The organism is Mycobacterium sp. (assembly GCF_032162605.1).
Taxonomy (GTDB): Bacteria; Actinomycetota; Actinomycetes; order Mycobacteriales; family Mycobacteriaceae; genus Mycobacterium.
Genome location: NZ_JAVROT010000419.1, coordinates 1 through 10326, shown reverse-complemented (window position 1 = coordinate 10326; position 10326 = coordinate 1). Strand labels below are relative to the sequence as shown.

At 66.6% G+C, this 10326-nt stretch carries 12 protein-coding genes and 1 pseudogene; 4 read left to right on the top strand and 9 right to left on the bottom strand.

What is annotated here, in order from left to right:
* Positions 1-419: 419 nt before the first annotated feature.
* The gene (locus QOI01_RS23710; RefSeq protein WP_526385296.1) at positions 420-662 is read left to right on the top strand and encodes a hypothetical protein; all 243 of its coding nucleotides are present in this window, start codon (positions 420-422) and stop codon (positions 660-662) included.
* A gap of 12 nt (positions 663-674) precedes the next feature.
* Here QOI01_RS23710 and QOI01_RS23705 read toward each other — a convergent pair whose 3' ends face one another.
* The 5 genes from QOI01_RS23705 to QOI01_RS23685 all read right to left on the bottom strand — a co-directional run bounded on the left by QOI01_RS23705 (position 675) and on the right by QOI01_RS23685 (position 4925).
* The gene (locus tag QOI01_RS23705) at positions 675-1382 is read right to left on the bottom strand and encodes a cutinase family protein (protein WP_526385294.1); all 708 of its coding nucleotides are present in this window, start codon (positions 1380-1382) and stop codon (positions 675-677) included.
* A 159-nt stretch (positions 1383-1541) separates the two neighbouring features.
* Positions 1542-2300 (bottom strand): amino acid ABC transporter ATP-binding protein, encoded by a 759-nt coding sequence (locus QOI01_RS23700; protein WP_526385292.1) that lies wholly within the window; start codon positions 2298-2300, stop codon positions 1542-1544.
* Positions 2297-3124 (bottom strand): amino acid ABC transporter permease, encoded by an 828-nt coding sequence (locus QOI01_RS23695; protein WP_526385290.1) that lies wholly within the window; start codon positions 3122-3124, stop codon positions 2297-2299. Before QOI01_RS23695 ends, QOI01_RS23700 begins: the two co-directional genes overlap by 4 nt.
* On the bottom strand, positions 3121-3942 hold the full coding sequence (locus QOI01_RS23690; RefSeq protein ID WP_526385288.1) for an ABC transporter substrate-binding protein: 822 nt from the start codon (positions 3940-3942) through the stop codon (positions 3121-3123). The genes QOI01_RS23695 and QOI01_RS23690 overlap by 4 nt, the downstream gene beginning before the upstream one ends.
* Before the next feature lie 353 nt (positions 3943-4295).
* On the bottom strand, positions 4296-4925 hold the full coding sequence (locus QOI01_RS23685; protein WP_526385286.1) for a helix-turn-helix transcriptional regulator: 630 nt from the start codon (positions 4923-4925) through the stop codon (positions 4296-4298).
* Positions 4926-5056: 131 nt separating this feature from the next.
* Here QOI01_RS23685 and mug point away from each other — a divergent pair, with 131 nt between their 5' ends.
* Positions 5057-5572 (top strand): G/U mismatch-specific DNA glycosylase, encoded by a 516-nt coding sequence (mug, locus tag QOI01_RS23680; RefSeq protein ID WP_526385299.1) that lies wholly within the window; start codon positions 5057-5059, stop codon positions 5570-5572.
* A gap of 162 nt (positions 5573-5734) precedes the next feature.
* Here mug and pip read toward each other — a convergent pair.
* Positions 5735-6676 (bottom strand): annotated as a pseudogene (gene pip, locus QOI01_RS23675) (prolyl aminopeptidase); the annotation flags it as partial.
* Between the two features lie 107 nt (positions 6677-6783).
* Here pip and QOI01_RS23670 point away from each other — a divergent pair.
* Positions 6784-7431 (top strand): TetR/AcrR family transcriptional regulator, encoded by a 648-nt coding sequence (locus QOI01_RS23670; RefSeq protein WP_526385284.1) that lies wholly within the window; start codon positions 6784-6786, stop codon positions 7429-7431.
* A 59-nt stretch (positions 7432-7490) separates the two neighbouring features.
* Here QOI01_RS23670 and QOI01_RS23665 read toward each other — a convergent pair whose 3' ends face one another.
* The 3 genes from QOI01_RS23665 to QOI01_RS23655 all read right to left on the bottom strand — a co-directional run bounded on the left by QOI01_RS23665 (position 7491) and on the right by QOI01_RS23655 (position 9325).
* Positions 7491-7736 (bottom strand): hypothetical protein, encoded by a 246-nt coding sequence (locus QOI01_RS23665; RefSeq protein ID WP_526385282.1) that lies wholly within the window; start codon positions 7734-7736, stop codon positions 7491-7493.
* Between the two features lie 108 nt (positions 7737-7844).
* On the bottom strand, positions 7845-8105 hold the full coding sequence (locus QOI01_RS23660) for a hypothetical protein (protein ID WP_526385280.1): 261 nt from the start codon (positions 8103-8105) through the stop codon (positions 7845-7847).
* A gap of 248 nt (positions 8106-8353) precedes the next feature.
* The gene (locus tag QOI01_RS23655) at positions 8354-9325 is read right to left on the bottom strand and encodes an NADPH:quinone oxidoreductase family protein (RefSeq protein WP_526385297.1); all 972 of its coding nucleotides are present in this window, start codon (positions 9323-9325) and stop codon (positions 8354-8356) included.
* Between the two features lie 22 nt (positions 9326-9347).
* On the opposite strand from QOI01_RS23655, the gene QOI01_RS23650 reads away from it, so the two are divergent.
* The coding region (locus QOI01_RS23650; RefSeq protein ID WP_526385278.1) for a zinc-binding dehydrogenase at positions 9348-10326 on the top strand (979 nt) is incomplete at its 3' end.

Below are 10326 nucleotides of genomic sequence, written 5' to 3'. Positions count from 1 at the left end.
AATGTGCAACTCGCACAGCGTCAGCTTGGCGGACCGGCCTAGTGGTGCTTGGTTCTCTGCCAGTCATCATGAGCGGCAGACCGGGCTGGCCCGTTGGCCCGTTTGCGCCTGCGTGTGATTTCGCGTGGTCGCCTGTGTGGGCGTCCTGATTAACGGCAGGGTGATGGGTGGAGTGGCGTATGTATGACCGGCAGGGTTGGGGTTAGGTCGCGAAGGGACGGGGTGCTTCGTCGGGCCGAGCGATTACATCCCGGCGGTTCAGCCCCCGCGGATTCGATATCGCGAGTTCCAGGGCTCCGGCGGTGGGGATGCGTACGCGCTCAGGGCAAAACTCGGGGGTTTGGAATCGCCGCCTGCGTGGAATATGATTACTTAGGGTAACGATATGTTGCCCAGAACGACCGAAGGAGATGGGGAACGTGAAAGTCAGCGACATCAAGCTCTTCGCCGTCGTCGGGGGTAGCACTGCCGCAACTGCGGCCGCTCTCGGCGTCGCAGTACTGCAGGGACCAGCAGGCTCCGGTTCGATCGCGGGTGACATGCAGACCGGTGTCACCATCACCCAAACGATTGCACCCAGTTCGGTGTCAGAGCAAAAGGCCACACCTGACATCAAGGGTCCGGCGCCGCTGCCCACCGAGGAACAGGGGCTACCTGGTTAGCCGTCGGCGACTCTACAGGCGCCCCGCGACGAAGCTGGCCGCCTGCGCCACCATCCCGTTCACCGGGTACAGGACGTGCGCGGCGGTGGGCCCGCCCCCGGGGGTGCCGTCACAGACCGTGTCGCCCTGAGCGCACAGGTCGATGGTCTTCGGTTGATACAGGGGTCCGATCACGATCGCCGGCGCGCCGTAGGACTGCAGGAACGGTGCCGACGGCTTTCCGAACAGCGCGACCGCGACGACGTGCCCGGCCACCTCCGGCGGCATCGGCGCAGGCACGGCCAGTGCGGGAACGCCAGGCGGTACGGCATCCGCGGTGGTGAAGCCTGTCACGGCGGCGCCCTGGGAATATCCGCCAAGCACCATCCGGGTGTTGGGACACGTCGTCGCCATGGACTGGACGTGGTTGCTCTCGTCGCGAATGCCATCGACGACGGTCCCGGCGAACGCAACTCCGTCGGCGAAGTCCCCGCTGGCGGGATAGTTCACCGCGTACACCCCGACCGATCTGTTACCGACCTGCGAGCGAAGGGAATCGACGAAGGCCTGCCCGACCCCTCCGGCACCCGGTGGCTCGCCGGTGCCACGGGCGAACACCACCTCGATGTCCGGGCACGGCTCAGCAGAGGCGGTCGGGACGCCGATTGGCGTGCTCAGCAGCGCGGAGGCTGCCACGGCCAGCGCTAGCCCGAGGACACGACCGATGTGGCGGGCGCTCATGCCCACCACCGGCCCAGGGTCCACGTAGCTTCCATCGATTCGACCATGCTCATCCCAACCCCATTCACAGTTCAACCCGACTTTCGCCGATATGCCCCGCGGTCGCCGAAGACAAACCTGCTCGCGGAAACCCGAGACTGCCGAGGACGTGTGCGCCCACTAGCGTGTATCAGTGAAACGCCGCAGGAACTGACGCGTCCGCTCGTGCTGCGGATCAGTCAAAACCTGTTCAGCCGAACCAGATTCGACGATTTGGCCACCATCGAGGAAACACACCGTGTGGGCCACCTCGCGCGCGAAGCCCATTTCGTGGGTCGCCATCACGATGGTGCTGCCACCGGTCGCCAACTCACCGACGAGTGCCAGCACGTCGCCGACCAACTCCGGGTCCAGCGCACTGGTGATCTCGTCGAGTAGCAGCAACCGCGGGTGGTACGCCAGCGCGCGGGCGATCGCCACCCGCTGTTGCTGCCCGCCGGACAACTTGTCCGGGTAGGCATCCGCCTTGTCGGCCAGACCCACCCGGGACAGCAGGTCACGCCCACGCGCCTGCGCGTCCGCACGGCTCTGACCGTGTACGACGCGCGGCGCCAGTGCGACGTTCTGCAGGGCCGTCATGTGCGGAAACAGGTTGAACGACTGGAACACCATGCCCATCGCCTGACGGGCTTCGTCGGCGTTGATGCGCGGATCGCTGATGTCGCGGCCGTCGAGCAATATCTGCCCGTCGTCGATGTCTTCGAGCAGGTCGATGCACCGCAGCAGCGTCGACTTCCCAGATCCGGACGCTCCGATCAGGACCACGACCTGATGCTCGGCGACGTCGAGGTCGATGCCGTTCAGCACGTTCCGGTCGTGATAAGCCTTCTGGAGGTTCCGCACCGCCAACACCACCGGGGAGCCGGCCCCGTCCGTCACAACGCCCCCTGCCGGGTCGCCGCGCGGGCCGACGCCCAGTCGGCGAGGCGTGCCGAGGGCACGGCCAGCGCGACGAACAGCAGTCCCGCGACGACGTACGGGGTGAAGTTGTAGGTGGTGGCCGCCTGGATCTGGGCGGCGCGCACCGCGTCGACCGCGCCAAGCACCGAGATCAATCCGCAGTCCTTCTGCAGAGCGACGAAGTCGTTGAGCAGCGCGGGAGTCACTCGCCGCGTCGCCTGCGGAAGCACCACCAGTTGCATGGTGCGCCGGTGGTTCAGGCCAAGGGATTTGGCGGCGGCCAGTTGCGAAGGGTGGACCGATTCGATGCCGGCTCGGAACACCTCGGCCACGTAGGCGGAGTAGATCAACACCAGCGCGAGACCACCGAGCAGCACCGGATTGGTCGGCAATCCGCTCAGTCGCAGCCCTGGTAGACCGAAGCCGACGAGGTACAGGCAGATCAGCAGCGGCAATCCGCGGAACAGGTCGACGTACCCGGTTGCCAACGCCCGCACCGGAAACCACACCGGACCGCGCAGCGTCCGCACCGCGGCCAGGCCGAGGCCGAACACCAGGATCAGCACTTGGCACACCACCAGCACCCGGATGTTGAGCCAGAGACCCTCCAACAGTGCGGGCAGACTCTCCCAGCCGATGCGCAGGTTGAAGAACGAGTCGCGTACCCGCGGCCAGCCCGGCGAGGACGTCACTGCGAAGAGCAGCACGGCGGCGAACACCACCGTCGACACCAGTGCGATCAGGGTGGAACGGCGGGCCCTGGACTGCCGGTAGGCCACCCGGTCGATTGCTGTCGTGGTCACGAAAGCAGCGGCGCGTTGCCGGCGCCAGTCAGCCACACCTTCTGCAGCTTGAACAGCTCGCCGTCGTTGCCGAGGTCGTCGACGGCCTTGGATACGCACGCCGTCAGGGGGCTGTCCTTGTCCAGCACGATGCCGAACTGCTCGGCCTTCTCGGAACCGGCGGGCAGTTGGCCGACGATGACCCCGTTGTCGAGCTCGCTCTGCACCTCGAAGGCCGTCGGCAGATCCAGCACCAGCGCGTCGATCTGCCCGTTCGTCAACGCCGCCTTGGCGTCGTCGTTGTTGTTGAACACCGCGACGTCGGCGTCGATCGCCTTGGCGGCGGTATAGCTCGTCGTGCCGACCTGGGCGCCCAGCTTGAGGCCGTTGAGCCCGGCGAGGGTCTTCACTTGGGCGGCGGGTGAGGACTTCACCGTCACGACCGCCTGGGTGACGTTGAAGTAGGGCGACGAGAAGTCGACGGCCTGCTTGCGCTCGTCGGTGATGGAGAACTCGTTGAGGTTGGCGTCGAACGTCTTTGGGCCGGGCGCGATCGCTGCATTGAACGGCACCCGCACCCACTTCACGTTGTCCTTGCCGTAGCCGAGCCTGTCGGCGACGGCGTAGGCGGCCGCGGACTCGAATCCCTTGCCGTTGGCGGGATCGTCGTCGACGAACCACGGCGGGTAGGCCGGCTGGTCGGTCCCGAAGGTGATGGAGCCCGGCGTCAGCGTGGTCAGCGAGTCCTTGCTGCACTTCTCGGCCGCCGCAGGGGTGGACGACTTGTCGTCGGCAGGGGCGCAGGCCGTAATGGCGACCAGACCGACGAGAGCCAGCATGGATAGGAGACTCGAGACATTGCGCATGGGCGGCATCATTGCGCACCCGGCCGGTGTGCGCCACCATTGGGTTCATCGGCTTCGAGTCCGTGGATTCGAGGCCGCCGCGATGGCTAATTGCGCAAGGCCCCGGCCGGGCGTGCGGCCAGAACGGCACTGCGGCGGCGATGGTGGCCCCCACGGCGATGAGGACGATGGCGGCATCGACGTTCGTGCGGCTCTCACGTGCCCAGTAGGCGATCTTGGCCGTCACCGTCGTTCAGATCGATTACGCCATCGGTTTGGTCCTACTGCTGCCGATGGGGACTTGATCGACGCAGTAGGGATGACGCAAAGGTGAGCGGGTGAAGTGATCAGCGGAGCCTTGAAGCCCGGTGAAAGGCTGACGGCGTGTGGCCGTAGGTCTGCCTGAACGCCGCACTGAAGTGACTGTGGCTGGAAAACCCCAAGGCCAAAGCCAATTCGGTGACGTCGTCGTATTCGTCGAGCAGATCCAACGCTCGCGCCAACCGCAGCTGCAACTGGTACCGGGACAGCGGCGTGCCCTCGACTCTCTGGAACACGTAGGTCAGATACGTTGGTGACACGCCGACTTCGGCGGCCAAGGTTCGCCTGCACCCAAGATCCGATGACACCACGAGCTTCGCGTGATCGACCAACCGCTGACCCGTCCCAGTGATTGGCGTCGCGCCCGAAAACCGTTGTCCCAGAGCGTGGCAGATCAGCCCGATTGTCAACGTCTCCGCCTCCAAGTCTTCGATCGTCCCGAGTCTCAGGCGATGTCGAAGCACGGCCGCGCGCGTCTGAGTGTGTGCGTCGGCGCGCAGGCGCCGCCGGTTGAGCGTCGCGCTACCGCCGTTCTGCAGCAACTCGGTCGGCAACAATTCCAACAGCGTGGCCGCGCTGACTCCGATCGACAGGGACGAATCGCCGCCGCCGACTGGATGGCTGACCCGGTACGGCTCGCGCCCATCGGCCGGCACGAGTGCTGAAGATTCTGACAGCGGCGCCAGGCGATGATGCCGTAACGTCCAGATCGATGGGAGTTCTTGTATGAGTGACGCTTACGCACTGGCCGCGGTCAACTCACATCTGCACATGGCAAGAACCTGAAATGAGCGAGTACGAACCCGATATCCTCGCGGCAGGGCTCGACGTGGTCTTCTGCGGCATCAATCCAGCATCCACCGCGGCCGCCGACGGCCACAACTTCTCGAATCGAAACAATCGTTTCTGGGCTGTCCTGCATCAGGCCGGATTCACCGGCACGCGCTTGCAACCCGAAGACGAGCGCCGGCTGCTGGTGTATGGGTGTGGCATCACCGCGGTCGTGGCGCGCCCGACCCAGCGGGCCAGCGAGATAGCAGCCGACGAATTCCGGCGAGCCAAACCGGCCTTCGAAGCAAAGATGCGCCGATACGAGCCGCGGGTGGTCGCCTTCCTCGGAAAGCGCGCTCTTTCAGCGATGCTCGCCACGTCCGACATCGCGTGGGGCCGACAACCATCGGGGTTCGCCGGCGCGACAGCCTGGGTGCTTCCCAACCCGAGTGGCCTCAACAAGCGGTTCACGCTCGACGCGCTGGTTAGTGCCTACTCTGAGCTGCGTACAGATCTGACCCGGCGGTTGTGAGGCGGGAGTGGAGCGCTGCAGCACCCCCGCAGGACCGCACTGCGTCACCGAGCATTCGAGCGCGTTGCAGACATCACCCAACCAAGGAGAGAATTCTAGGGTCGAGGTGGAGATGCCGGGGCGTCGGGAACGAACTTGGCGATCGCATCGACGATGGCGTTCCGCATCGACGATGGCGTTCCGCATCGCGGGGCTGCCCGTGTGACCGGAGTCCTCGATGATCGTGAGCGCAGCGTCGGGCCAGGCCTGCGCCAGCTCCCATGCGGTGAGCAGCGGCGCGGACAGATCGAGGCGTCCGTGAATGAGGAATCCCGGAATACCCTTGAGGTGGTTAGCATCTCGCAGTAATTGTCCGTCATCCAACCACGCACCATGGGCGAAGTAGTGCGAGCAAATCCGCACGAACGCCAGCTTCGCCGCGTCGGGTTTGGCGCTGTACTGCCCGGGGTTGCCGAGAGTTTCGTGCGCGATCACCGCGTCCTCCCACGCGCACCAGTCCCGTGCCGCCTGCTCCCGTACCTCCGAGTCGGGGTTCTCCATCAGCCGTCGATAGGCCTCGACGAGGTTCCCGTCGTGATCTTCGTCGGGCACGCCGGTCCGGAAGCGTTCCCACTCGATCGGCAGCAGCAGGCGCAGTCCGTGGTAGAGCCAGTCGATTTCGGCGGGCCGCGTCATGACGACTCCGACCAGGACGATGCCGAACACCCGGTCCGGGTGGCGCTCGGCGTAGGCCAGGATCAGGGTTGATGCCCACGACCCGCCATAGAGCAGCCAGCGGCCGATGCCCAACCGTTCGCGTAGGGCTTCCATGTCGGCGAGTAGGTGTTCGGTGGTGTTGTGAGCCATGTCGGTGGCCGGATCGGCCGCACTGGGCTCACTGTCACCGCACCCACGCTGGTCGAACAACACGATCCGGAAGGCCGCAGGGTCGAACAGCTCGTGGGCTCCGCGCGACCTTCCGGATCCTGGCCCACCGTGAACGACGAGCACCGGCAGGCCGTGCGGATTGCCTCTGGCTTCCCAGTAGATGCGGTTGCCATCGCCGACGTCGAGCAACCCGCGCTCGTACACCTGCGCCTCGGGCCACGATCCTCGGCCAGACATGATCCGCCACGGTACCGCAGCCCGGAGACGTGCCTCGAGCCCGATGTGCGTTGATGGAGTGATCGGACTTGGACGCTGGCGTCCAAAAGAAGGGATAGAGTTGGGCGATGTCGCCGCCACCGAACAGTGTGTCGCGGCCGAAACTCACCGCACGCGGCGCCGCTACCCGCAACCGGATCGTTGTCGCGGCGGCGGAGCTGATGCACGTGCGGGGTGTGGCCGCCACGACGATCGACGAGGTGCTGGCCGCCAGCGTCACGAGTAAGTCGCAGTTCTATCAACATTTCGCCGACAAGGCGGAGCTGGTCTACGAAGTCATCACGCTGCGCGCTGACGAGATCCTGTCGTGGCAGCGGATGCGACTGGAGAAGGTGGATTCGTTTCGCGGGCTCTACCAGTGGCGTGACGCGATGGTGCAGCGCTGCGCGCTGCGGCGCGGGCTGTGGGGATGTGAGCTCGGGTCTCTGGCGGCGGAACTGTCGGATACCGACGACAGAGCCCGCGTGTCGCTGGCCGAGCACTTCGCGCAATGGCAGGCGATGTTGGCGGCAGCGCTGGAGCGGATGCGCGACGCCGGTGTGCTGACAGCCGAAATCGACGGTCCCGCGCTGGCCACCGGCCTGCTCGCGGCGGTCGAGGGTGGTTACCTGCTCTCGCAGACGGCCCACGATCCGCGCCTCATGCAGACCGCGCTGAATTCGGCGATCGGGCACATCAAGTCGTTCGCGCCGGCGGGAACCGATCTGCAGGACTGACCAGAATCGGACGGGGCGGCCCCGTCAGTCGACTGGCCCGTCCCGTCCGTATCGACGATTCAGTTGTGCGTGCCAGGAATGGCGGTCGGTGCGGGCGGGGCCTTGACCGGCGGACTGAAGCTGTTGCCACCGGTCGGGTTGATGCTCTTCTCGGTGGGCGACGGCGTGGTCGTGGTCGTGGTCGTCGTGGTGCTGGACGGCCCTCCGGTTCCGCCTCCGCCGCAGGCGGTCAACGCTCCCATCGAGACGACGGCAGCAATGCCGAGGCCCGCGGCGACGCGGCGGGTGAGTCGACTCTTCATCATGCGGTCCTATCTGTGCTGCGGGAAACGACGTGGGAGCGGTGCCATTCTTGGAGCGATTCTTGGACTCGGTGGACCAGGCCGAAGCTTGGTCCACCGACAACGTTCGTACTAGCCGGTGTGATTGGTGCCAGGGACGCCGGTGGGTGCCGGCGGCGCCTTGACCCCCGGACTGAAGCTGTTGCCACCGGTGGGATTGAGGCCCTTCTCGGTGGGCGAGACCGTGGTCGACGGGGCGGTCGTCGTCGTTGTCGTGGTGGTGCTGGACGGGCCGCCGGTTCCGCCTCCGCCGCAAGCGGTCAGCGCTCCCATCGAGATGACGGCGGCGACGCCGAGGCCCGCGGCGACGCGGCGGGTGAGTCGACTCTTCATGTTGTTGTCCCATCTGCGCTGCTGAGAGCGCTCTGATCAGTTTGGAGTGAACCTTATCGTCCAGAACTGTCCGGAGTCAAGGCGTCCTGATCATCAGCGGTGGCACGGCCAACTTCCGGAAATATGCCGTTTACAAGGCAGTTTAGGTCGGTCCGCATTCCTTTTTGAGTCCTGGGCCCGACTTGACGGAGAATTGAGAAGCTACTTCGTCGTCCATGAACAGTTTCGGAGCAACGGTGCTGGTATGACTACCGGATCTTGACGACGACCTTGCCCTTGGCCGAGCGGTCCTCCAGTGACGCGATGGCGTCGCCCGCGCGTTCCAGGGGGTAGACGACGGGTTCGGGCGCGCAGACCGCCCCGGAGGCGAGCAGCGGCTCGAGCTCGGCCCACTGCTCGGCCAGGTACCCCGGGTGGGTGGTCGCCCACGCACCCCAGCCGACGCCGACGGCATCGACGTTGTTCAGCAGCAGCCGGTTCACCTTGACCGTCGGGATCTCGCCGCCGGTGAATCCCACCACCAGCAGCCGACCACCGGGGGCGAGAGACCGCAGGGAATCGGTGAACCGGTCGCCGCCGACGGGGTCCAGCACGATGTCGACGCCCCGCCCGCCGGTCAGCTCCTTGACCGCATCCCTGAAGCCCTCGGCGAGTACGACGTCGGTGGCGCCTGCGGCACGCGCGACGTCGGCCTTGTCCTCGGTGCTGACCACGGCGATGGCCCGCGACGCACCCCACGCCGAGGCGAGGCGCAGCGTCGACGTGCCGATGCCCCCCGCCGCGCCGTGCACCAGCACCGACTCGCCTGCCGCCAGACGCCCGCGGGTGCGCAGCGCACAGTGCACCGTCAGATCGTTGAAGAGCAGTCCGGCACCGCCCTCGAAGGACACCGCGTCGGGAAGCTTGAACACCCGATCGGCCGGTAGCGCAACGACTTCCGCCATCGCACCGGACAACATGGTCAGAGCGGCCACCCGGTCACCTGCCGCCACGTGTGCGCCCGCGGGGGCGCTTCGAACGACGCCGGCGATCTCGGCACCGGGCACGTAGGGGAGCTCCGGCCTGTGCTGGTACAGCCCGCGGGTCTGTAGCGCGTCGGGGAACGCGACGCCTGCGGCGTGCACGTCGATGAGCACGGCGCCGGGATCGGTCGGTTCGTCGATCTCGACTAGCTCCGCGGCCGTCGGACCGTCAAGGCGGGATATCTGTATGGCGCGCATCGTCACCATTTAACCTTCCCGGGTGATCGACGCACGTGCAGCGGTCCTGCTGGCCGAGGGGGCAGACCCGCAGCTGGTCAACGTTCAGATCCGGCCGCCCGTCGAGGACGAGGTGCTGGTCCGCATCGACGCGGTAGGCATCTGTCACACGGACGTCAGCGTCGCCGCGAGGTGGCCGGCACGGAAGTCGCCGATGGTCTTCGGTCACGAGGGTGTCGGGACCGTCATCGAGATCGGTCCCACCGCGCGCTCCGACGTCGGAAGTCAGGTCGTGCTGACATTCGCCAGCTGCGGGCGATGCTCGAGCTGCGCCGCAGGCAGGCCCGCCTACTGCGCCCGTTCGACGGACCTGAACCTGCGCGGCGACGGGGCCGATGAGGCAAGTGCACTGCGCCTCGCCGGGCAGCCCGTCAGAGGTGCGTTCTTCGGCCAGTCCAGCTTCGCCACCCACGTGCTCACCCGCCCCGCCAACACCGTGGTGCTGACGGAACCGCTCGACCCGGCGCTCGCGGCGCCATTGGGCTGCAGCGTCCAGACGGGCGTCGGTACGGTGCTCAACGCAGTTTCCGCGGGGACGACAGACGCGCTCGTCGTGTTCGGCGCGGGCGCGGTCGGCCTTTCGGCGGTGATGGGCGCCAGGATTGCGGGTTGCCGCGCCGTCGTGGCCGTCGACCCCGTAGCCGAACGTCGTTCGCTGGCAGTGAAATTGGGTGCGACGGCGACGCTGGACCCGACGACCGACGACATCGCGGGTCAAGTGTTCCATCTGACTGACGGCGGGCCGACCGTCGCCGTGGACACCACCGCGTTGCCCGCCGTCATCGCGACGGCTCTCACGGTGTTGCGGTCGTGCGGAACACTGGCCCTCGTCGGGCTGGGTGCTCTCAACGCCGAACTTCCGGTCGGGCTGATCATGGCCAAGGGTCTACGGGTCCGCGGCGTGGTCGAGGGGGACAGCGACCCACACACCTTCATCCCGCGGCTCGCCGAGCTCTCACGTC